This window comes from Bacillus sp. FJAT-26390 (assembly GCF_001682865.1).
Lineage (GTDB): Bacteria > Bacillota > Bacilli > Paenibacillales > Paenibacillaceae > Pristimantibacillus.
The window spans coordinates 23,820-46,803 of the sequence record NZ_MAQX01000001.1 but is presented as its reverse complement, the minus strand read 5'-3'; the positions used below and the strand labels follow the sequence as shown (position 1 = coordinate 46,803).

The following is a 22,984-nucleotide window of genomic DNA, read 5'->3' as shown; positions in this document are numbered from 1 at the left end:
CATTTAAGAAGGCATCAAACTCATCTTTTTTAGAGCGGGGGACAAGAAATGATGATTGTAAGTTTTCTTATTATCGCTTGGGTATTAAGTTGGTTTAAGTTTAATCAATTGTTCGTTCAGGCATTTAAAGAGCTGTTTAATAAGGAAATCACTATTGCGAGTTATTATTTTATGTTTTTTGGGATTGGTGCCATTGGCGACTTGATTTTATTTATTAATGGATCTTATAATGTTTTACTAAAATAAGTAACTATTATATTTTTCGATTTCAACGAGACGCTTAAAGTTTGTTCATCGCTTTAGTGAACGGGTTTATCATGAGTGGATTTTGTTTGTTATGTGACCAATAGATAACTACGACGTTTTTCTTTTGGCGAATGTTGGGATGCAGGTCAACCATACGCAATGATGATATCCCCCCTGATTGGTTGGCTGACTTACTTTCTTCCTCAGAAGTATACTGATATATGAAAACAAACTCACGATTCGCCATATCTGCCGTAGGAAGCGTAAGCTCGAAGGCATCAGGAAATACGCCGTTAAGCTGCAAAGAAGATTCTACGCCTTGCTCCGCGATACCCGCATTTATTTTAGTAACTTCCAAGCCTTGTTGTTGCAACCCTTTTTGAACATCTTCCGCTGTAATGTTCCGATTGGCACAGGCACTCAAAACCATCAAAATAGCAATTGGAATGCAACAGAGCTGCCAAAACCTTCTCATCCTTCAACGCCTCCCTACTTACTTGAATCATCACCACATTCATTTTCGAATTTAGCAAAAATATTTTATCTTGGAATATTCGCGAAATGATTGAACATTCCTGCCCCTTCCGCTTAACGATCCAGTTATAGAGCGGCTATTTAGCATTTTTTTCAACCTCTGTAAATTTCCGGATTCGGCTCCGGACTGCTTAAGCCACCGGTAATCTGTCCCAGAGAAGATTGACCTAATAACGGATAAGATCCCCCAAGAGCAAGCCGAGTCGGCGTGATAAGCTAAGTCCATAAAAATCGAAAGGTTGATGGTGGATGACTCATGTCGTAACGCAAGAACAGATTGCATTTTATCAGAAGAACGGATTCGTTCAGGTGGACAATATCCTCAGCCCGGAAGAGGTTGCGGAGCTCGCAGAAGCGATGGAAGAAGCGATGGTGGATCGCTCTCAGCTCTCCATTGCCACCGATGTCAGCACCGGCTCTTATTACAAGGTGCTTAACCAGAAGGTCAACGTTTGGCGTGACCACGGCATCATGGCTAAATATTCGCTGCACGCCAGAATCGCCCAAGCGGCCAAGGACCTTTCCGGCGCGAGCGGCATTCGCCTGTTCCATGACCATGCCCTCTGGAAAATGCCACACGATTCCAAGCCAACTCCCTGGCATCAGGACCTGCCCTATTGGCCGATGAACGAGCCCGGCGCGCTCTCCGCGTGGATCACAGTCGACGACGTCGACGAGAGGAACGGTTGCATGATGTTCATCCCCGGCTCGCACAAAGTTGGCAAATTAACTGGCATCGACCTCGTTAACCCGCAAAATATTTTCGATTTTGTCACCGGTACGGAGATGGAGCATGTGAAACCGGTCGTCGTTCCGTTGAAGAAGGGCAGCTGCACGTTCCATCACGGGCAGACTTTCCACTATGCCCACTCCAATCAGTCGGATAAGCCCCGCCGCGTGCTGGCAATCATCTACATGCCGGACGGAACGACCTATAACGGGAAGAATCATATTGCCACTGATGGACTGGGGTTAGAAATCAATGATAAAATCAAAGCAGGAACGTTGCCCCTGCTGGCCAAATAACCGGCAGACCGCGACATGCAAACTTCTTCGGAAATGAAGTGAAGCCTATGACCCGGATCTTGAGCAAGCAATATTTCGACAACCCCGACTTTCCCTTTTACGCCGGATATTACGTCATTGCGCCGGGCGAGGCGATAGCCGAGCACTCCCACGAATTTACAGAGTTGGCGTACGTGTCGGAAGGCTCTGGCGAGCACAGCTATAACCATGGGGACTATTATGCCATACGCGCTGGCGACGTGTTCCTAATTGAGCCCGATATGGTGCATGCCTACAGGGTCGGGTCTGCCGGGAAACTCGTTATATGCAACGTCTTATTCATGCCTTCTCTGCTCAAGAACGAGCTGATTACAATGTCTTCGGTTACGCCCTTCGTCGACTTTTTTTATGTCGAGCCCTTCCTCCGCAACAATGCACGATTCGTATCGCGGCTCAGTCTGCGAACGAGCCAGCAGCTCGAGATCGGCAGCATTTTGGACAAACTGATCGCAGAGCAGAACATCCGGAGTCTAGGCTACCAGACGATGATCAAGACATCCATGATCCAGCTGTTTATCTCTTTAAGCCGTTACTATCAACAGATGGGGCGTCCCAAAGAAGCCTTTCCCGACGAACAAGGTCTTCAGATGATCGTCGATTTCATCCACCGCCATTATGCCCAACCTCTCACGCTCGAGCAAATTAGCCATATATGCGGCATGAGCGCGTCTGTGTTCTCTTCCAAATTCAAGATGTACACAGGGAGAACCTTTATCGAATATCGCAATGAGATCCGTTTGAATATTGCCCAGGAAGCCATCCTGGACACCGACGACAAAATCGCCACAATTGCGCAGAATGTCGGGTTCGACGACCTCAGCTTCTTCAATAAGCAATTCAAAAAAAAGACCGGGGTTACCCCCGGTCAACTGCGCAAGAAACAAACGTATGATTTTATTTTTTGATATCCAGAGGAATAGATATGGTCTTGTCGTAGGTTTTAATATAGTGAAATCCGTCCAGCAGCAAGCTTTCCGGTTCCTCCGTTGTGTGAAAAGAATACGTCTGCTCCCATAGGATGTTACCGTTTTTCAGATCCCACGGGCGTGATTGGGAAATTGATGATACGGGAACTACGATACCACCAGCTTGAACGGATACATTTTCCCTATCCAAAATTGTAAATTGTTTTCTGGCGATCACGATATCATAGCCTGTATCGGTTTTTGTGACGCTTCGAATCCAAAGCTTCTCATCGCCAATTTTAATAGATAGATCCGATGGCGAGGCTAGGGAGATGGGTTCTTCTACTTTCTGATATCCGGAGAAATTTTCGAGTACAAGTTCAACGGTCTCGATCTTGTCTGTTGGAAGCACATCAAATTCAAGTTCAAATCTAGGGAATCCCTTTTTAGAGGGATTGTACGAACGCATTCCCCATGATTCCACTTCTGTTCCGTTCACATAAAGCTTTGTTTTACCTGGAAATCTTGGGTATCCCTCATCATCCATTTCATAATGTCCCTTCACGATGGTTGAAGTCGGCGAAGCCGTAATGGAGTCATAATGGACAGTCCCCTGATCAACAGGAACGGATTTCGAAATGTCCTCTTTAAGCAAACTGTTCATCGCTTTATTCGCTTCAAACTTGAAGGAGATCGGATATGTTGCCCGTTTTCCATTTTCTAGCCATTCACTGAATGTAACGGTTAATGTTCTGGAGAAGGGACTAACCGGCTCGAATTTATATACTCCCTCGTACTGGGTCTCGTCTTTGCTATAACCGCCACTTCCTTCTTTGAAACCTGAATTAGTCAATAATCCATGCAATTTACCTACGTCGTAACGAAATGAACCATTTTCAGTTAATACGGAGCCCGCGGTTCGATCAATGGTGTAATACATTAGCAATGCGTTGTCGTCCGCTATAACCCCGTTAATGGTAATGACGGTGCCGTCATCAAGCGTTTTGCTTTTGTTGACCGTTTGTCCGTATCCTTGCTCCGCCACTTCAGCAAAGCTTAGAGAAGACAGCTCGATTTTATTAAATAACTTACCTCCGAAATAAGCAAAAGCAGGATATTGATAAGTTCCGACAATCAGAAGGAGCGCTGCAGCTGATGTTGCAACCCATGTCATCGCTCTACTCATGTTTCTTTTCTTAGTAGGGACACGCTCAAGCGCATTTCGAAGTCTGCCCTCAAGTTCTGACGGTGCCTGTACGATATTTAAGGTCTGTTTGTGCCCCTGTAATCTCTCCTCGATCGTTTTCATAACGATCACCTCCGATCATGACTTTCAGTTTTTGTATGCCTTGCGATATTCTGGATTTGATTGTGCCAACCGGTGCACCGGTCATGTCCGCAATCGTCTGGTACGGAAGATCATGCACGTAACGAAGCTCGATCGCCTCCCGCTGCCGTTCATTCAGATGAGAGAGCAGCACCTGCATGTCCATATCAGACTCTGTATAGTGATACGGATTATCGTCAGTTAATGCAGCAAGCGATGGTTCCCCCTCGTCTCCCAGTGGAAGAAATCTTTCCTTAATTCGGAGTATTTTTTTGCAACGATTGACGAGAATGGTTTTGCTCCAACTGTAGAAGGCTTCGCCCTTATGCAGTTGATCCAGCTTTTCATAAAGCGTAACAATCATGTCTTCCATTGCATCCATCGCGTCATGCTCATTTTTCATGTAGCTGTAGGCAAGACGGTAATAAGCATCTTGATCGGCTATGATTAGTTGTAATAAAGCTTCCTTGTTGCCTTTTTTGGCTTGTTTGACCAGACGGCTTATATTCATGTTCTCACCCCTTTTCATAGATAAGAGACCGCAGAGGTCATTAAAGTTCATTTTGCACAAAAAAAATCTCCACAACTAAGTCACAGGGATTTTTTCTATCCCTAGGAAGTTGCGGAGAATATGGTCTATAATCCATCTTAACCTGGCATAATCTGAATTTAATTGTAAAATGTTTTATGGAGGAGCTAAATCTGCTTCCCCTAAAAAGCCAGTCAGAAGGTCGCTCTACTATGAAGTTTAAAGCACCGGACTAGCAAAATCAACGTTTTAAAAACATTACCATTCATCATCTAGTCGTCGCGTAGATATCGCGCAGGAGTTTCACTAAGAGTCGTTCACCCTTGGAATCCGTGGGGGCGCCTTTATCGAACCGTATAATTTGGAGGATAAATTTCTCGGAATTGATAAACAAAGAAACACTTCTAAGCACCGCTTGGAATATACAGAAGCATAGGCATTTATCCCACGTATGCTTATTCTGACCAACTTCGCGGAACCTGCAAATTTTGCGAATTGCGAATAGGCACAAAGGAGTGTTTCAGGTTGAGTGAAAAATCATCTCACTACTTTGCCCGCGGCAACACCGCACACGGCGCCCATTTCTTGTATAAATCCACCCTACAAGGACTGAATACAATATTCGTTCTTACAGGTCCCCCTGGTACGGGAAAATCGACGGTCATTCGCAGCTTGGCGGATAGCCTGGCGGAAAAAGGCCAGCACGTACAATACTTCCACTCCCCTCTTCGTCCGGGCGAACTGGATGGCATCATTGCAACAGAATTGAAGGTTGGTGTTGTCGATGGGCGAGTCTGCGAGGGGATTCCGGATAATGAGGCTGGTGAAATCGTCTTTATCAACTTCGGGGAAGCGCTAGACAATAGCCATATGAAACCGGAGCATCTAAGAACGATCGAAGACCTTAGAGGCAAGCTTGTTGATGCTTATACAAAAACATATGAAACGTTCTTGACAGCATTACGGATTCATGACGAATGGGAAAAATATTATATAGAAAGCATGGATTTCTTGAAGGCAGACCAGATTGCACAGCAATTGATCCAACAGCTTTACGCTGGCCATGAAAACGACGCAGAAACAATTGGGCGACACTTGTTTTTCGGGGCCGCCACTCCCAAGGGCGCATTCGATTTTATTCAAAGCTTGACCGCTGAGCTGGAGAGGCGGATTTTCATCAAAGGAAGACCAGGCTCCGGAAAATCGACACTGCTCAAAAAACTTGCTTCCGCTGCTGAACAGAATGGAATCGATGTTCAAGTGTTTCATTGCGGCTTTGATCCAAACAGCCTTGATATGTTAATTTTCCCACAGCTCAGCACAGCTATATTCGACAGCACCGCCCCTCATGAATACTTCCCTGATCGAGACGGGGATGAAATTTTGGATATGTATACGCTCACGATGTCCCAAGGCACCGATGAAGCATATGCTGCCGAATTAGCCGCTATTAAAGAACGCTACTCTGCGAAAATGAAGGAGGCCACCTCCTATCTGGCTGTAGCTGAAGCGATTGATTCTCAAATTAAGGCCTTCTATGTAGCGGCAACGAATTTTTCGGTCGTAGAGGCACTCCGATTGCAGCTACATTCAAAATTAAATGAGCTGCTCGCCCCACAGCAGCCGATAAAGTAAATACGCCGACCCATCCTCAGAGCAGGCTCTGTGAGCAATATAGCTGTCCTTTTGCCATGGTTGGCGACTGGACAGCTTTTCTTTTTCCGCTTCTTGACGTAAAAAAAAGAGACAGCTCAGCTATATGCCAACTGCCTCTCTTCTACTACAAATTAAACAAGTCCCCGAACCCACCCTCACCTAACCGATACATCAGCACGTGGTCGTTACATTAAACAATCTACAGCCTAGTTACATGCTATCGCGCACTCTTGTTACATTATTGGGCTAATTCGTTATGTTTTGTAGATATGGCCCTGCATCTACATCAAGGTCCAACTACCCGTTGGTGGGTTGTGCTCGCCTGTATGATTTCGGTTACCAACTTATTTAGTTATCCAGTAAATCCGTGCTCCAGTTTTTCTCCTGTATCTTGAAGTCCAACTCGCGGTATTTCCTCGACAGCTCGTCAACCTCTTTTTGAAGATTGGCGATTTCAACGGTTGTGTAAAATTTCACTTCTTGCCGGCTGTATCTTTCCTGTTTAATGGAAGCCTCGCTAAGCAATTCATTAAGGATATTGCGATACTGCATGATGCGATCACGTTCAGCCAGCGCTTCTGATAGACTCATGCTTGTATCGAACGCGCTTAAAGCGTTCGTTTTATTAATCTTCTTCACCCAGACCGTCAAATCCCCCAGCGTCCGCCTTAATTCATCCAGCAGCTCTGACGGCGATTCCGAAGGCTGCTCTCCTTCTTGAACCTTTATGACTCTCCCAAGACGCTGCTTGATCTGCGCCACCTTCCGTTGGCAGTCCGCTCGCATTACAAGCGCTTCCGCTAATCTCATCGCTAATCCCCTCCGCTATCATTAGAACAAACACAATAAAGCTAATATACCAATTTGTAATTCATTTTCCAATTGTTTTTTTGGATGTTGCCTATACAAACCAGTTGTTTATGCCTGAGTATCTTCGTCACTTCTGTATTCTAAAATATTTCCAGGCCGACACTCCAAAGCCTTACTAATCGCCTCTAATGTTGATATTCGATTCTCAGTAGCAACTGCTCCATGATTGTTTAAAATGTCCTTAACACATAGTACCATTTTCCATTAAGTAAGAAATAATCTCCTCATTCTTACTCTGTAGAGAACTAGCGAGATCATCACGAATTGAACTCAGTTGAAAATAATACGTAGCAGCTTTATCCTGATAGAAACGATTTCGCAGTATGCTCTTCTCGCTTCCTAATCCGCTTAAGAGCTGTTCATAAAATTGTCCCTGCGTCATCCTATCCACTGAGCCTAAGTGAAATATCCCTCTTAGATCCTTTTCAATAATGAAGCGCAATTGCTTTGCCAGCATAACATCTAATAAATGGTTACACACTAGATTGCTGTAAACATCTATCTCATTATTATTTTTGATATTTTCTTTGATTTGGCTCAGCCTTGGACCATTTTTGCCCCATATCGCAGGAATTCTGACAATGATCACTCGCTCATCCAAAGTTTCCTGCAGCATGTTTTCACAAGCAATTTTGAATTTTCCATAATCGGATTCCGATACAGGTATATCCGTTTCAACGTGTGGCCTCGAATAGTCCCCATCAAATACATTAGTCGTAGAAAAATAATATATACGGCTATTTGTATTCGTTAATTCGATAGCTAATTCTTTATGGAGCCTGAGCTGCTGATCAAATTCTCCCCTCAAACAGGAAATCACAATATCGGGTTTAATCTTACGGATCATTTCCTTAAACTGATCGATTTGATGAAGTTCCAATTTGTACTGCTTATCAATAGGGAGACTAGTAACCGAAGAATAATATGTTCCATACAGGTCAAATCCATTTTTCAATTCATCGATCAAAGCTCTTCCTACAAGACCGCTTGCCCCTAATATAAGTACCTTTTGCATCATAATTCCCCCTTTGAAAAACTCCTTTATTAGAAAACGATCCATATCGTAAAAAAGATACGCAGCTCCTAGTTTAAGCATACTGATTGAGATTCAAATTAAATGCTTAGCTTCACTAAACCAGTCCAAAAGCTTGTTCTCAAAAAATGCGCTAAATTTTGGTAACTTATATTCAATATGCACGTATAAAAAACGGGAATGTTTGATAACTAAGTGAGGTGTAATGCGTTGACACAAAAGCATTTAAAAATGGAAACTACAAGAGGAAAGTTACAATATTGTATTAGCGGGAGCGGTAAACCCAATATCGTTTTGATTAATGGCGGTGCTGGGCCCATAGAGGGCTGGCTGAAAATATGGCCAGAAATTTCGGAGTCATCATCTGTTTTTTCCTATAATCGCTTTGGGGTTACGGGTAGCGATAAGCCGCAACAACCCCAAGACGGATTAACGATTGTCGAAACGTTGCGTGAGGCATTAAAGATAGTAGGATTTGAACCTCCATTCCTGCTAGTTGGACATTCATTAGGAGGATTATATGCAAATTTGTTTGCCCGGCTTTATCCAGACGAAGTAGCTGGCATTGTGTTTTTAGAATCCAGCCATCCGAAAGATATCAGCCTTGATGAACATCAAGGTAAAATCGTAAAAACAATTAACAAGATACTTTCGATGTTTGATTCCTTGTCTTCCCATAAGCAATTCAATGAGGTTCATTTTGTTAAAAAAACGGCGGAACAAATTCACGCAATCGATCATTTTCCCCATATACCGATATATGTGATAACAGGTGGGAAAGAAAACCGTATGATGCCAGAGGAAGTTCGTAAAAAACGAATCAACCATCAGTTGGAACTGCTTGCTCTGTCTAGTAATAGCATGCATATCACCGCTGAAAAAAGCGGACACTTCCCTCAATTCTCAGAGCCAAAAGTGGTGATTGATACGATCAAAGATTGTGTCAGACAAATACGACAAAGTTAGCTCGACAAGGCTGCTGCTGCATGCTGGCAGCCTCGTTTTACAGCAGGTTTGATTGCTTCCCTCATTAAATTGAATTTATCAATGAGTAAACGTTCGTATCATACGGAACGCCATTTTGGTACATATAATTTCTTAGAACCCCTTCTTTTTCAAATCCTAATTTTGTTAACAATTCATTAGAAGCTACATTTTCAATAAAAACAACTGCTCCAATACGCATCAAATCAAGTTCTTTAAAACCATATGAAATCACTTCGGAAACAGCTTCAGCGGCATATCCTTTCTGCCAATATTCGGGATGAAGCTCATAGCCGATCTCGGCTCTTTTATGTTTAGTCATCCAAGCGTTAAACCCTATTGTCCCGATAATACCTGGATAACCTTTTAATTCGATCCCCCATCTTATACCCCGTTTTTCATTGTAGTTCTTTGCAAAAAACGCAACAAACTGCTCTGCTTGTTCTATGCTTGTTAAAGGATCTTGTCCGTAATAACGTGTTACATCCTTATTAGAAAAACAATTGAAGATACCTTGAGCATCCTCTTTGACAATTTCTCGCAATAACAGTCTTTCTGTTTCTAGTATTGGATACATTCTCCCACTCCCTCTGGTGCTATAACAATAAGAAGCGCCGGTCGTATCTTCGGCTTGCCGCCCTTTCTTATCACGTTTATTTTGCAAACTTCGCAAAAGTTTCTAACTTAGAATTCGTGAAAATGATAAAAATTTCCTGCCCATTAGTCGTGAAAACGGCAGCCAAGTTCCCGTTGCCGTTTCTTCGAGTTTATTAAGCTATCGTTACACCGTTAATATAGTTACGTTTCAAGAAGTCCTAAAGTGTTGATCATGTCTGAAACCCAGATATTAACCCTTTTTCCTCATAGTGCCGAACGGACCAATCCCAGTTCGTTTAGCGAGTTGACTTATTTTCAAAGGCACAGAGTTGATCTTATAATCCAATCATAAAGCATCACACTAGTGTAAAGGCCAAGAAGAAGCTTTATGCCCATTTCTTCTATTAAAGAAGCAGACTGCTGATGCAATCTGCTGCATTCCACTATCGTTAACTGTTAGTGCAGCAACCGATTAACTTTAGGCTTATAAGAAGCAACAATAAAACAAATCAAAATGCTTATCACACCACAGATGATATAGGTATACGTGTAGTAAGGCGCTGCCTCACCACGTATGAACATCATAGTTGTTATTCCATTCATCGATCCGTCACCGCCTGCAAGCACTAATAAATAGCCAATTAAATAAATCAACAATCGCTCACAAATAACAGGAATTATGCTTATCCATAGCGCACCCGCGCGTTTATTGACAAAAACCAGATTCGAATATATTCCAGCTATGAAATATGGAATGATCAGCAACGGTATACCAGCAAAAGTACCAGATTTGTCCCAATTATGGTCTATAGGTTCTTTGAAAATGATCCAATACAACGTAAACATTGCATACATCGTAAGAAAATAGCTAAACGTAATAACCATCCAGCCACCAATTATCTTGCCAACCATTTATACCCCTCCCAATTTTGCCCAAAAGTTCTCTTAGCAATTAGACGATAATGGTAATAAAATGTTGCGCAAACCTACTCCTTAAATTGATAAAAGAGGTGAAAAAACATAACCGTGAAATCAAAAAAACCGGCATATCCAGTCAATCTGGACACGCCGGTTCCCTTTATTTACAATTATGCAAGCGCAAGCTTGGTTACTCGTCCATCGAAAATCCATTCAGCAACATAAACAGAACCCTTGGAATCTACGCAAATGCCATGAGGTGAGCTGAATTTATTATCTTTGTAGTAAGACTTAGGTAAATTCGGCCAGCCCTCTTGTTTGTATGCCTGCTGATCCTCGCCTAAATGACAGATCAACCGATCATTTTTGTCGAAGATCGTAATCCGACTGTTTAAGTCTGGGAAGAAAAGATCATCCCCGTGATAATAGAAGCTGCAAGGCTGATCCATATCATCCACGATGACTCTTTTGAAATCGCCCTGTAAGGTAAAGACTTGAATCCGATGATTGCCGCGATCAGCTACATAAACCTCTTCTACACCACTACGTGTATCAATGGAAATACCATGCGGACAATTCAATTGTCCCAACTCCGTACCTTTGCCGCCCCAGGAACGGATATATTCCCCTGCTGCATTATAGTGATGGATCCAGCTTTGACCATAGCCATCAGATACATAAATATCACCATTTGCCGAAACGGCTACGTCTGTAGGGATATATTTTAGCTCCTCGCTATATAAATCAGGACGATCTGGCGTTCCCAATGTCAGCAAGTGCTTTCCGTCTAAATCCATTTTTACAACATTGCCGCGAGAGGTGTCTGTAACAAAGAGGTATTCGCTGTTTTGCTCCTTATGAAGATAAAATCCGTGAGCGCCACCCTCGAACTCTTCGCCCCAGGCCGCTTGAAACTCCCCTGTCTGATCAAATTTGAAAATTGACGGTTTTCCTGTATGAAAAACATAGACATTATCCTGCTGGTCTACGACAATTCCATGTGTATAGCCAAACTCTAAGTGTGCAGGAAGCTTTACCCAATCTGGAACAAGATCATAGCTGCGTGCCGTATTTCCTAATTGCGGAGTTTTGTTTGTTGTCATAATGAATCCCTCTATTCCTTAGTAAAGTGATTGGTCATTGTTCTTTGTTTGCAAAAAAAGGATTAGGCTTCTACATTCGACTCGAAAAGTCTATTCGTGAAGGCGTATTCTTTTATGATACACTCCCAAGCTATATTAATCTTTGAATTAACAAGACCTAATTTTGCACTATGTGGACATAATTCACTGCTTTATTTATTGCTACCCGTTAGCGTTTAAAGGCTTAGATTTCCACATTCGATACAGTCCAGCAACTAGAAAGATAAAAGCAATAACTTCTATCATTCTAGGAATGTAAGTCATTAAAGAGACCATTAAAAGCATCGAGTCCTCCCTTTATTTTTCGACATAAACGCACTATAACCATACGTTAAATATTATTTTTTATATTTTACGAAAACCAACTGGAATTATTCTACTATTCTACCCGTTCGTATTATGAGGTCACCAGATCTTTCTGGTGGACCTCATTTTTGTGTGGTCGTAAGATAGCGGTAGCCGGGGATCGAACGTTTCTGCCCGTGGGAGTTGGATCCCGAGAGCTATACAGTTCATCCCCCCTACTTGTTAAACCATGATTAGGCTGGTTGGGACCCAGATCCCGAATCACATACGATAATGTGGACGACAAGAAGGTTAGGGGTTGCCGGCGAATATAATATCGGGAGTGATTGAATGAACCCTGTCATTGGATTAGATGTATCTAAAGGAGAAAGTCATGCACAAGCTTTTTCAGATCGAGGATCGCCCTACGGAAAGACCTTTCGATTTGAGCACAATCTTGAGGGATTAGCGTCCTTCCTCCGTTTTACTCAAAACCTGGAGTCTTTTACTGGGCAGCGTCCGGCCATTGTGTTAGAAGCAACGGGGCATTATCATAGTCCAGTTATACAGTTTCTAGATGAGCATCAATATCTGTATATCATTATCAATCCGTTAATTTCACACCAGGCGAAAAAGATGAATTTACGTAAGGTGAAAACGGATGTTGCTGACGCTTACCAGCTGGGGGAATTGTTCTACAAAGAAGAGCTGGAGCCTTACAAAAAACGGGGTCAGTATCTGATGAATCTGCGATACCTGACTCGGCAACATGAGTCACTGACAGAAATGTATGTCCAGACAAAGTTGCAGTTTCAAGCGGTACTGGATCAAGTCTTTCCAGAGTATCACGGCGTGTTTGGTGACCTTTATTCTAAGGTGTCGCTTCGTTTCCTGGCTCAGTATCCAACGTCTCAATCCGTGCTAGCGATGACCGTGGAAAACGTTACGGCGAACATACAACGCCTTGTTGGACATGTCGCCTCGAACCGGTGGTCGCTGGAACGGGCACAGAAACTAATGGCTGCAGCACAGCTAAATCCCTTTAGGGAGACCGCATTTCCGAGTCATTTAATCTCATTAGAGCTGTTCATTAATTTACTTCTTCAGTACCAGGAGCATCTAACGAAACTTGATAAATCGATAGAGGCCCTGGCTGAAGAATTACTGGAGTATGATTTAATCCAATCGATACCCGGCATTGGCACTAAAATTGCTGCAACAATTTTAGCTGAGATCGGAGAAATCGATCGGTTCGATCACGCAAAGAAGCTGGTTGCTTTTGCCGGTATTGATCCAAGTGTCTTTTCTTCTGGTAAATTTACAGCAACCCGAAATAAAATCACCAAACGCGGCTCCAGAAGACTCCGGACAGCCTTATATCAAGCTGTGCGATGTGGTTTGCGAAGCTCACGTAATAAGAAAATCAGAGCTTATTACGATAAAAAGCGAGTAGAAGGTAAACTATTTAAAGTAGCCGTGATTGCATGTGCAAATAAACTAATCCAATGGATTTATGCAATTTTGACCAAGAAAGAACCTTACCGCTTGACTGAATAAGAAACGTTTAGATATTGAGGAAAACCTTCCCAAATTCTATGGGGCGGTTATTTGTCGTGCATTTTTACCAGTATAGCACCCTTCGTTTACTTCATTAATAATTAAATATTGACAGGCTATTAGCTGGTATAGTTCTATCTACATGACTAAAAATCAAAAAAACCGACCTCGTGAGGTCGGATTTTTCCATCGTTAACAACCTGTCTTCCCATTGCTTCCATATCATTATTCATCTAGGGAAAGCGATGGGCTTGTCTTCTCATCCACATCGTGGCAACCCACTTTTCCCCTTTGATCACGGGTGTACCTGCATGAAGGGTGAAATCGTTTAATTCATGATTGCTGTAAAAATATTCAAAATAGACAGCCATGCCTTTGTTAGGAATCACTGAGATATTAAGCATGGGGAAAGCCGTTTCTCCGCCTTCCTCCACGTCATTCAAATACATCACGAGCGTACTAATTCGATTGTTAGCGCTTGCTCGACTCGTTTCTGCAAAGAAATCATAATGAGGTTGATACTCTTGTCCAGGGGTATATAGCAGAACTTGCAAACCGTCACCATGCTCGATAGGAATATTCATAATTTGAGAGAAGCGCTTCTCGATTTTTGTAATCGTCTCTTTCTCCTCACAAAACACTCCACTGCTCGTTCTAATTTGATTGACTTCACGATTTCCACCTATTTTCGAACGTTGCAATTGTTCCCTAGAATGTTTAATTAGCTCATCGCATTCCTCATCGCTAAGCACACTACCCAGCACGACAACCAATGGCTCCTCATACTTGGCAAGAATACGAATCTCTCGATCATCTGTCTTGATCGTATTTCCAGCATGATCAAATATCGTCCGCTCTTTCTCTGTCGTATCCCCTATCATCCTTACTCAGCCCCTATAGCATGACATTCTTCACAACATACTATACCATATACTGGAACTACTTATTCTGCTATATTCAGAAAAATCGAAATAATCAAACTGTATGAGGAGATTAATTCGTTACTTAAGATCTCGATTTGAAGAGGTTTCATTGTTCACACACCTTTTTAGTTCCTTTTTTCTTGGTAGGCACTTTACGTTGCCCGTTAGCATAGAAAAAGCAACCGATCATTCTGATCGGCTGCTTTCGCTCCATGATTGAGATATTGTTTTCCACTAGTATGAATAGATTCCAGATATATGGCTATCTCCAAAACGTAATCTTATCGGATCCTAATCGAACTGACTCATGCCCAGCTTCTTTGGCTTTTCCGATTGAAATAATCATTACCGGAGCATAACGTTCTTCATCTAAATCAAATGCTTTTGCTAACTGGTCAACTTCAAAGCCTGCCATTGGATTCGTATCATACCCGTGAGCACGGGCTACTAACATTAGCTGCATGGCAAAGAGACTGCTATCGACTTTCGCTACTTCGACTTTCAATTCTTTTGATAGAGACGGGAACATCGTTAGAATAGTTCCAAGTTGTCTATCTCGTACTTCGGCGGGCATCTTTCCTTGTTCCACAGCTGTATTGTAAATTTCTTCAGCATATAAATAGCTCTCGGTATCACCGAAAATTAATAACATGGCTGATGAAGTATCATTTTGTAAAGTATTGAAACGAACAAGAGGTCTTAGTTTTTCTTTTCCTTCTGGCGTATCAACCACCATTACACGCCAGGGCTGCATATTGGCAGAGGATGGCGCCAAGCTGGCTTCCGAAATAATCTCGCTTATCTCCTCTTTCGATATTTTAATGTTCTCATCGTAACTACGCACAGAACGTCGTCCCTTTACTATGTTGGCGAAATCGTTATTTTGAATATTGTTAAACATAATACCTCTCCTTTTGATAACATTAGATTTTTTGACATTGTGTATGTCGTTCGTTATCATATTCGTATTATGAACTATAAACCTAGGTTTATAGCAACAACTAAAGAGGTCCTATTATGAAAATAAATGAGGTTTCAAAATTAACTGGTCTGCCCATATCAACATTGAGATTCTATGAACGCAAGAATCTAATTCCGGATTCATTTGTTAAAAGGGATGTAAACAATTATCGTGTTTATTCTGAAGAGATTGTTGACTTTCTAAATGATGTGAAGACTCTTTTATCCGTAGACTTTTCTATAGAAGAGTTAAGTTTGCTAGTAAATCAACAACTTAACTTATCTTACGAGGTAAAGAAGAAAATAGTTGAACAGAAAATCATCGAGATTGAAGAAATTGAAAAGCAATTGAGAAAGTCGAAAAAATTCTTGACTGCAACTTTGGAGGGAAAAGCGAATTTTCGAACAAAATGTTAAGGACCATTCACATAAATATTGAAGCTTTCTCCATCACGCAAAAACGCCCCGTATACTTCAATTACATATGGGACGTTTTCAAATATTCGGTTATTGTTTGTCTGCGCGTTCGTTTAATGAATACACTTTTTCCAAAAAACCTCTCACGTCCTTAGGAGTCTTTAGAATGATGACTTCTTTTTCTTGCGATAATCTTTGCAGTTTTTCGGAAACTACAGGTTTTTGTTTCTTAGGGTAGTCCCAGACCCACTTCAAAAAATGCAGACTAATTCTTTCTTCACAGCCCTCTGCCATGTCACTCCTTTTTTTGTTACGGTACTGAACTCTCCTCTTTATTACACGGTATAAACACAGCCACTTCGACAAGTCTAAAAAAATTATAGTATCCGCGGCTTGCAATCTGATATCCATTGTACCGTTATAGTTACCGTCGATAATCCAACTCCCACGATTCACCAGTTCCTGTTGAACCGTTTTTTGCTCATCTTTCGGAGTGGCTTTCCACCCTGGTTTCCAGAACATTGCGTCAAGATGGTATACATCAATAGCTAAACTGTCACCTAACTTATGAGCCAAAGAAGACTTTCCAGAACCTCCTGAACCTATAAGTATTATTTTTTTCATATACATCGTTTTCATTTATTCTGTATACCTTTCCTTTAAAATTCCATCGTACAAATCATTCTAGAAATCTTTGGATTAACCTTCCCGAGGAACTTGATTAAACACTTCGGTAAGCGGAATAGCAAACATGTCCTGTAAGCAGAAATTTTCGAATCTAACGTTTGTTGACTATAGTATCAAGTTTGTTATCTAGAAGCGTCGAATGCTCTATTATACAATGAGCCTAACAAGTGCAACACAAGCGAGAAAACACCGGAAGGAGTGACAGACATGAGATCTGCAGTTGAGCAACAAGTCAAAAGAAAGCGCTTACCATTCCGTTGGCACAAGCAGGATACGGAACTAACGATCTTGGCATTGCCTACGACGATTTGGTACATACTGTTTTGTTTCTTACCTATGTTCGGGATCATTATTGCCTTCAAAAACTTCAGAATTAGCGGCGGCTTCTTGAGCAATGTGTTTAACAGTCCGTGGGTTGGCTTCAAAAACTTTGAGTTCTTATTCAAGTCGAATGATGCTTGGATTATTATTCGAAACACCATCGGATACAATATTATTTTTATCGTTCTAGGCATTGTGCTGCCCGTTCTATTAGCGATTATGATCGGACTGCTCCACAACCGCAAAGCAAGTAAAGTCTATCAGACGATGATGTTCCTCCCCTATTTCCTATCATGGGTTGTCGTATCCGCTGTAGGCTGGGCATTCCTAAGCTTCGATAAAGGGATTGTCAATCAAATGCTCGTCAATATGGGCAGCGATCCTGTTAACTGGTATATGGAGCCGCAATACTGGCCATATTTTCTGATTCTCTTAAATGTCTGGAAAGGCTTGGGCTATGGTATGGTCATTTATCTGGCAACCATCACAAGCCTTGACAGCACATACTATGAGGCAGCTGTTATTGATGGCGCTTCCATTTGGCAGCAGACGAGATTTATTACATTGCCTATGCTCAAGCTAGTTATCGTCATGCTGTTCATTTTGGCCGTTGGACGTATATTCTACACCGATTTCGGCTTGTTCTATCAGGTCACGCGAGATTCCAATTCACTGTTCAACGTGTCTACCACGATCGATGTCATGGTCTATAAACAACTGAAGTCCGCAACACTAGGGATGGCAGCTGCTGCCGCATTCGTACAGTCGGTTCTGGGTTGCGCAACTATTCTAATCGCTAATTGGATTGTTCGCAAAATTGATCCTGATAGCGCGATGATGTAAGGAGGTAACACAATGTCAACAAGGACGACTTACGAAACGGGCCTTGAGAAATTTAACCGTACAAACAACGTCGTTAACATCTTTTTCAACCTGATCTTTATCATCTTGGCGCTGCTCTGCGTCATTCCAGTAGTTGTTGTACTATCTATTTCATTTTCCAGTGAGGACTCCATACGTGAGACAGGATACCATCTGTTGCCGATTGCATTGTCAGGTGAGGCTTACGCCTATGTAATCAAGCAGGGAACGATGATTTTGCGGGCGCTCGGCGTATCCGCTCTTGTTACTGTCGTTGGCACTGTGCTCGGCGTATTGCTTACGACCTCCATGGGCTATGTACTTTCTCGACCAACCTACAAGCTGAATGGCTTTCTGACCTGGGTCGTATTCATCCCGATGATATTCAATGGCGGTCTGGTATCCAGCTACTTCATTAATACAAATTTATTAGGGCTAAAAGATAGCGTCTGGGCACTTATTCTACCGCTGGCCGTCTCATCGTTCAACGTTATCATTTGTAAAACCTTCTTCAAAAGCACGATTCCCGATGGGCTTATTGAATCTGCTGAAATTGATGGCGCGAGCCAGCTGCGAATCTTTTTCTCTATCATCTTACCGATCTCCTTGCCCGTCATTGCAACAATTGGGCTGTTCCTCTGCTTCTCTTATTGGAATGACTGGTTCCAATCGATGCTATATATCGACAACCAAAACCTGTATTCTCTTCAGGCACTGTTAAATAGCTTGATGAGCAATGTGGATGCGCTTGCCAAGAATGCTGCAAGCATGGGCGTTAGCTATGCCGTGCTCGTCGCAACTATGCCGAAGGAATCTGCCCGCATGGCTGTAGCCATAATCATTGTGCTGCCTGTAGCCTTCGCCTATCCGTTCTTTCAGAAATATTTCATTTCTGGACTAACGATCGGCGCTGTCAAAGGATAATAAACGAAATAAGCCAAGCAAGCTTGGTTTATGATAAATCACTGTGCAACTCTTGCGGTGATCCAACTTCAATAAGGGGGAAATGAAATGAAGAAATCTTGGAAGCTACTCTCTACACTCTGTATTCTTACAGTAATGGTGAGTGCCTTAGCAGCCTGCTCCGGCTCGAAGGCTCCGTCTACAACAAACGAACCTCCCACAGTTACAGACACAGCAGAGAACACCGCAGCACCTAGCAAGGATATACCGACGTTAGTCTGGTGGACCATCGGCGGCCAAGTGCCAAATAACTTCAGCAAAGCTATTGATGCCATGAATGCATACACAGCCGAGAAGATTGGTGTGAAAATTGACATCAAGGTAGCCAGCTGGGGCGAATGGGATACCAAAATAAACACGATTGTGAATACTGGCGAACCATTCGACATTATGTTCACAAACAGCGGTAAATACAGCAAGCAAGTGGCTATGGGTGCTTTTGCCGATATTACTGATCTGGTTCAAAGCGAAACGGCTGACTTATACAAATTGATTCCTGAAAAAGTATGGGATGGCACAAAAATTGGCGGCAAGTATTACTCCGTTCCCACATATAAGGATTCAGCACTAACGCAATATTGGGTGTACGATGATAAATACGTGCAAAAGTACAACATCGATATCAATAACATCAAAACACTGCAGGATCTTGATAAACCTCTGCGCAGCATCAAGTCTGGCGAAGGCAAGAGCTTCTACCCATTGCCAATGACGCAAGGCGAAGGATTGAACGGCTTCTTTAACAATTATGACGATTTAACGCTAGGCTTCACCCCAATTGGCGTAAAAGCTGATGACGGATCACGCACGGTTGTCTCTGTTCTCGAGCAGCCTGATGTTATGGCCGATCTGAAGCTCCTGCATCAATGGTACCAGGATGGCATCATCAACCCTGATGCTCCGACCAAAACAGAGAACGACAAAGGCAGACCATTCTTTGCGGCTCAAGCATTTCCAGGCGCAGAAGTAAGCTGGCAGATCAATGACGCGGTTCAAAAATATGATATGGTTCAGCACTTCGGTCCTATTTATACAACGAGTACGATCCAAGGCTCCCTGAACGCGATTTCTGCGAATTCGAAATATAAGAAGGAAGCATTGAAATACCTCGAATTAGTCAACACAGATCCAAAACTGCGCAATATGCTGGCATTCGGTGAGTTAGGCGTAGACTACAATAATGTCGATGGCGAAAAGGTAATCGAGCGTACTTCCGATACTTGGCCGCTTGCCGCTTACTCCCAAGGAACATTCTTTAATCTAGCGGTTACCAAAGGTGCTCCTGAGGATCAATGGGAACAGGTCAAAAAACTGAATGACGCAGCGACATCGTCCACTATACTAGGTTTCGCACTGGACATCAGTAATCTTCAGACAGAAGTGGCGAATTGCCAATCCGTATGGGATAAATACAAATATGAACTCATTACAGGGGCATCTGATCCGGAGAAAATGGTTCCAAAGATTACAGCTGAGCTAAAGTCCGCTGGTATGGACACGATTATGCAAGCTGCTCAAGAGCAAATTAATAATTACTTCAAGTAAGATTAAATGAATAAGCATCCCTTATTGAGACACTCTGTATGGGATGCTTATTTCTTGCTACCTATGAAGCTTTGCTTAATCATGTTAAAGTGGAATGGTAAACGCTTACTTACAATGAGCTGCTGCAATTGAGGTGTCGTATGAGCTCTTTTTTACAAATCAAAATTTATCGTTACAAGTTTATCGCCTATGTCGTCTTCGTCTTGACCATCGGGCTCACGCTAGGCATTCTAACCTGTGCAATGCTGCTGAATCAATGGGTTGGCGATGCCCGTCTAGAGGCCGCTAATGCTTTCGCTGGCGTAGAGAACGAGCTGCAGTATGATGCCGACCGGATTGAAGCTTACATGCAGCGTATATATTCCAATCATAGTCTGATGGATGATGCTCGCAGCTTTTTAAGCAGCAGCGCCGAAGGCTACTTAACCAATAGTCTGCAAAACAGCCAGTTCTCACAGCCGCTGGTATCCTTCCCAGAGGATATTAAAACCTATTTGTACAGCTGGGCGCAAGGTGAAATAACGCAGATTAGTCTTCATACCGACCAGTATGGCAATGTCGTACGCTTTAACGATAACGGAATTGCAAGCTATAAGTTCGGTCTTCCAAATACAGATGAAGCATTTCAAGATACCATTCTAAAGGGATTCGTATACCGCAAGAAACTATCGGATCCTACAGTGGACTCTAAGGAATTAGGCGAGCTGCGCTTCTTGGTCAGCAGTGATCAAATCTTTAAATCTACACAAAAATACCGATTTGGAAAGGCCGCTGCAATCAGTGCTTCTGGCGAGATATACCTTATCGGTAATGGACAGGACCAAGACTTGAAGGAACTAGCCCGTATGGCGGCGGCGAATGGACGCAGTCATGGTTATATTTCGAATGGTTTTTTAAAGCATATATTTTTTATTACCTTTCCATCCACCAAATTCAATTTCAAATTCGTCAGCATCGTTGATTTATCTATGCTGATTCGGCAGCATGCCAGGATGCTAATCACCATCTTTTTGATCGTATTAACGACCATGATAAGTGTGTTACTGCTCATAATGTACAATATGCGGGATGATTCCCGCTTCCTGCATCGCATTATTCAATCGATTGGACGCGTGAAAACAGCCAATTTCACACCTAATCGCCCTGCCCGTTATCGTCGAAATGAATACGGCATGATCGCAAGGGAATTAGACGATATGATTCAGCAGTTGGATAAGTATATCCGAAATGAATATTTGCTTAAGCTTAAGCAGCAAGAAACGGAAATGATAGCGCTCCAAAACCAAATCAACCCTCATTTTCTTTACAATACGTTAGAGGTTATCCGCTCCACTGCTCTTGTTAACCAGGACAGGGACACCGCTGATGCAATTGCTACCTTAGGCGCGCTCTATCGTGAGATTGTCAAAAAGGAAAATATCATTTCTATTGCAAGTGAGCTGGAATTACTACAGAAGTACTTAGAGATTATGGAGTTTAAGTATCCCGAGCGTTTTTTTTATCAAGTCAATGTAGAGCCAACGTTACTCTTGCTCCCGACCGTGAAATTTTGGATGCAGCCTTTGGCTGAAAATTTTTTCATCCATGGCTTTAGCGCTAGTAATGAGTTTAACCTGTATGTCGTTAATGGCTGGGAAGACGAGGAGCATTATGTATTGGAATTCGTGGATAATGGGCGTGGTATCAATACGGAGCGTTTACATGCAGTGCGAAGCACACTGTCCAACCATGATGATACTTACTCCGAGAGTATCGGTCTACGGAACGTATACACAAGGCTTCACTTCTTTTATGGGAAAAGCTTTTCTATAGAGATTGAGAATAACGAGGAAGCTGGAGTTAAGATTTCCGTACGGATATCAAAAGAGGTGACTGAGCATGTACAAACTGTTGATTATGGATGACGAGCCTCAGATTTTGGAGGGCATGAAGCGAATCGTGGACTGGAAAGAATACGGTTTCAGTCGGATCGAAACCTGCGAATCTACGGACGAGGCCATGTCCAAGGTTGTAGACCTGATGCCAGATGTCGCCATTTTTGATGTCTGCATTGGCAAGAATCTTGGCTATGAAACGATCCAGAGACTCAACGAGCTCCACATCCCTACAAAATATGTTATTATGAGCGGCTATAGCGAATTCAAGTATGCCCAAGAAGCCATTCGCTGTGGTGTCAAAGACTATCTGCTCAAGCCTGTAGAACGTACAAAGCTGCAGCGAGTTATTGAGAAGATTATTGTTGAAGATCTGGGTGGTACGATAGGTAATATTAGCTGCGAGAGTTTGAACAAGGATCCGGTTCTAGGTGTAAGCTATGACAGCTTATCCAAGCTGGTCAACCGCATTCTGCTAATGATCAAGACAGAGTATGCTCAGAATATTACCTTAAAATCAGTGGCAGAGCGCTTCCAGATGAACAGCACCTATCTTGGACAACTATTTCTAAAAGAGTCCGAAATGAAATTTTCAGAATACCTAATGGGTTACCGAATGCTACTCGCACAAGAACGAATCCAATCGTCAGATGAGAAGATTTCTTCTGTCGCGCTTTCCGTCGGCTACAATAATCTCAATTATTTCTATACACACTTTCATAGCTTTTTCGGAAAATCCCCCTCTGATTTGCGGGGAAAAGGTTAACAATGAGCTAGGCAGAAAG

General features: G+C 42.6%; 23 protein-coding genes and 1 pseudogene. 12 read left to right on the top strand and 12 right to left on the bottom strand.

The window, feature by feature from the left end; genetic code table 11:
• Positions 1-48: 48 nt before the first annotated feature.
• Positions 49-246 carry a hypothetical protein gene (locus tag A7975_RS00255; protein ID WP_065383790.1) on the top strand — a complete coding sequence of 66 codons (198 nt, stop codon included), beginning with the start codon at positions 49-51 and terminating at the stop codon, positions 244-246.
• A 34-nt stretch (positions 247-280) separates the two neighbouring features.
• On the opposite strand, the gene A7975_RS00250 is transcribed toward A7975_RS00255, so the two are convergent.
• The gene (locus tag A7975_RS00250; protein ID WP_065383789.1) at positions 281-721 is read right to left on the bottom strand and encodes a hypothetical protein; all 441 of its coding nucleotides are present in this window, start codon (positions 719-721) and stop codon (positions 281-283) included.
• A gap of 308 nt (positions 722-1,029) precedes the next feature.
• On the opposite strand from A7975_RS00250, the gene A7975_RS00245 reads away from it, so the two are divergent.
• Positions 1,030-1,806: a phytanoyl-CoA dioxygenase family protein gene (locus A7975_RS00245; RefSeq protein ID WP_053375212.1), complete on the top strand. Its 777-nt coding sequence runs from the start codon at positions 1,030-1,032 to the stop codon at positions 1,804-1,806.
• A gap of 47 nt (positions 1,807-1,853) precedes the next feature.
• On the top strand, positions 1,854-2,750 hold the full coding sequence (locus A7975_RS00240) for an AraC family transcriptional regulator (RefSeq protein WP_065383788.1): 897 nt from the start codon (positions 1,854-1,856) through the stop codon (positions 2,748-2,750).
• Here A7975_RS00240 and A7975_RS00235 read toward each other — a convergent pair.
• A complete protein-coding gene (locus A7975_RS00235; RefSeq protein ID WP_065383787.1) occupies positions 2,740-4,059 on the bottom strand; it encodes a DUF4179 domain-containing protein in 1,320 nt (439 codons plus the stop codon). The genes A7975_RS00240 and A7975_RS00235 overlap by 11 nt on opposite strands.
• Entirely contained in the window at positions 3,986-4,588 is a 603-nt protein-coding gene (locus tag A7975_RS00230) for an RNA polymerase sigma factor (protein ID WP_065383786.1), read from the bottom strand. The genes A7975_RS00235 and A7975_RS00230 overlap by 74 nt, the downstream gene beginning before the upstream one ends.
• A 543-nt stretch (positions 4,589-5,131) precedes the next feature.
• On the opposite strand from A7975_RS00230, the gene A7975_RS00225 reads away from it, so the two are divergent.
• Positions 5,132-6,241 (top strand): P-loop domain-containing protein, encoded by a 1,110-nt coding sequence (locus A7975_RS00225; RefSeq protein WP_065383785.1) that lies wholly within the window; start codon positions 5,132-5,134, stop codon positions 6,239-6,241.
• Positions 6,242-6,610: 369 nt separating this feature from the next.
• On the opposite strand, the gene A7975_RS00220 is transcribed toward A7975_RS00225, so the two are convergent.
• The 3 genes and pseudogenes from A7975_RS00220 to A7975_RS00215 all read right to left on the bottom strand — a co-directional run bounded on the left by A7975_RS00220 (position 6,611) and on the right by A7975_RS00215 (position 8,150).
• Positions 6,611-7,072 carry a DIP1984 family protein gene (locus A7975_RS00220; RefSeq protein WP_053375207.1) on the bottom strand — a complete coding sequence of 154 codons (462 nt, stop codon included), beginning with the start codon at positions 7,070-7,072 and terminating at the stop codon, positions 6,611-6,613.
• A gap of 108 nt (positions 7,073-7,180) precedes the next feature.
• Positions 7,181-7,309, bottom strand: a pseudogene (locus A7975_RS34625) (helix-turn-helix domain-containing protein); the annotation flags it as partial.
• A gap of 4 nt (positions 7,310-7,313) precedes the next feature.
• Positions 7,314-8,150 (bottom strand): sugar nucleotide-binding protein, encoded by an 837-nt coding sequence (locus tag A7975_RS00215; RefSeq protein ID WP_082198047.1) that lies wholly within the window; start codon positions 8,148-8,150, stop codon positions 7,314-7,316.
• 225 nt (positions 8,151-8,375) lie between these two features.
• Here A7975_RS00215 and A7975_RS00210 point away from each other — a divergent pair, with 225 nt between their 5' ends.
• Positions 8,376-9,131 (top strand): alpha/beta fold hydrolase, encoded by a 756-nt coding sequence (locus A7975_RS00210; protein ID WP_255314128.1) that lies wholly within the window; start codon positions 8,376-8,378, stop codon positions 9,129-9,131.
• A 64-nt stretch (positions 9,132-9,195) separates the two neighbouring features.
• On the opposite strand, the gene A7975_RS00205 is transcribed toward A7975_RS00210, so the two are convergent.
• From A7975_RS00205 to A7975_RS00195, 3 genes are all read right to left on the bottom strand, one after another.
• Positions 9,196-9,726, bottom strand: a complete 531-nt coding sequence (locus A7975_RS00205) for a GNAT family N-acetyltransferase (protein ID WP_065383784.1) — start codon at positions 9,724-9,726, stop codon at positions 9,196-9,198.
• Positions 9,727-10,202: 476 nt separating this feature from the next.
• Positions 10,203-10,658: a hypothetical protein gene (locus tag A7975_RS00200; protein ID WP_065383783.1), complete on the bottom strand. Its 456-nt coding sequence runs from the start codon at positions 10,656-10,658 to the stop codon at positions 10,203-10,205.
• Between the two features lie 176 nt (positions 10,659-10,834).
• Positions 10,835-11,767, bottom strand: coding sequence for an NHL repeat-containing protein (locus A7975_RS00195; protein ID WP_053375204.1), 933 nt, complete (start codon positions 11,765-11,767; stop codon positions 10,835-10,837).
• Between the two features lie 675 nt (positions 11,768-12,442).
• On the opposite strand from A7975_RS00195, the gene A7975_RS00190 reads away from it, so the two are divergent.
• Positions 12,443-13,648, top strand: a complete 1,206-nt coding sequence (locus A7975_RS00190; RefSeq protein WP_065383782.1) for an IS110 family RNA-guided transposase — start codon at positions 12,443-12,445, stop codon at positions 13,646-13,648.
• A 233-nt stretch (positions 13,649-13,881) separates the two neighbouring features.
• On the opposite strand, the gene A7975_RS00185 is transcribed toward A7975_RS00190, so the two are convergent.
• Together A7975_RS00185 and A7975_RS00180 are read right to left on the bottom strand one after the other, a co-directional pair.
• Complete coding sequence (locus tag A7975_RS00185) at positions 13,882-14,529, bottom strand: 2OG-Fe(II) oxygenase (protein ID WP_065383781.1); 648 nt, start codon at positions 14,527-14,529, stop codon at positions 13,882-13,884.
• A 304-nt stretch (positions 14,530-14,833) separates the two neighbouring features.
• Complete coding sequence (locus A7975_RS00180; protein ID WP_065383780.1) at positions 14,834-15,472, bottom strand: nitroreductase family protein; 639 nt, start codon at positions 15,470-15,472, stop codon at positions 14,834-14,836.
• A 116-nt stretch (positions 15,473-15,588) separates the two neighbouring features.
• Between A7975_RS00180 and A7975_RS00175 the strand changes: the two genes are divergently transcribed.
• Entirely contained in the window at positions 15,589-15,948 is a 360-nt protein-coding gene (locus A7975_RS00175; RefSeq protein WP_065383779.1) for a MerR family transcriptional regulator, read from the top strand.
• Between the two features lie 90 nt (positions 15,949-16,038).
• On the opposite strand, the gene A7975_RS00170 is transcribed toward A7975_RS00175, so the two are convergent.
• Positions 16,039-16,572: a DNA topology modulation protein gene (locus tag A7975_RS00170; RefSeq protein ID WP_065384760.1), complete on the bottom strand. Its 534-nt coding sequence runs from the start codon at positions 16,570-16,572 to the stop codon at positions 16,039-16,041.
• A 270-nt stretch (positions 16,573-16,842) separates the two neighbouring features.
• Between A7975_RS00170 and A7975_RS00165 the strand changes: the two genes are divergently transcribed.
• The 5 genes from A7975_RS00165 (at position 16,843) to A7975_RS00145 (ending at position 22,965) form a co-directional block, all read left to right on the top strand.
• Complete coding sequence (locus A7975_RS00165) at positions 16,843-17,799, top strand: ABC transporter permease (RefSeq protein ID WP_065383778.1); 957 nt, start codon at positions 16,843-16,845, stop codon at positions 17,797-17,799.
• A 12-nt stretch (positions 17,800-17,811) separates the two neighbouring features.
• Positions 17,812-18,741 carry a carbohydrate ABC transporter permease gene (locus A7975_RS00160; protein WP_053375199.1) on the top strand — a complete coding sequence of 310 codons (930 nt, stop codon included), beginning with the start codon at positions 17,812-17,814 and terminating at the stop codon, positions 18,739-18,741.
• Between the two features lie 87 nt (positions 18,742-18,828).
• A complete protein-coding gene (locus A7975_RS00155) occupies positions 18,829-20,325 on the top strand; it encodes an ABC transporter substrate-binding protein (protein ID WP_065383777.1) in 1,497 nt (498 codons plus the stop codon).
• 140 nt (positions 20,326-20,465) lie between these two features.
• Positions 20,466-22,229 (top strand): sensor histidine kinase, encoded by a 1,764-nt coding sequence (locus A7975_RS00150; protein WP_065383776.1) that lies wholly within the window; start codon positions 20,466-20,468, stop codon positions 22,227-22,229.
• A complete protein-coding gene (locus A7975_RS00145) occupies positions 22,204-22,965 on the top strand; it encodes a response regulator transcription factor (RefSeq protein WP_065383775.1) in 762 nt (253 codons plus the stop codon). Before A7975_RS00150 ends, A7975_RS00145 begins: the two co-directional genes overlap by 26 nt.
• Positions 22,966-22,984 lie beyond the last annotated feature (19 nt).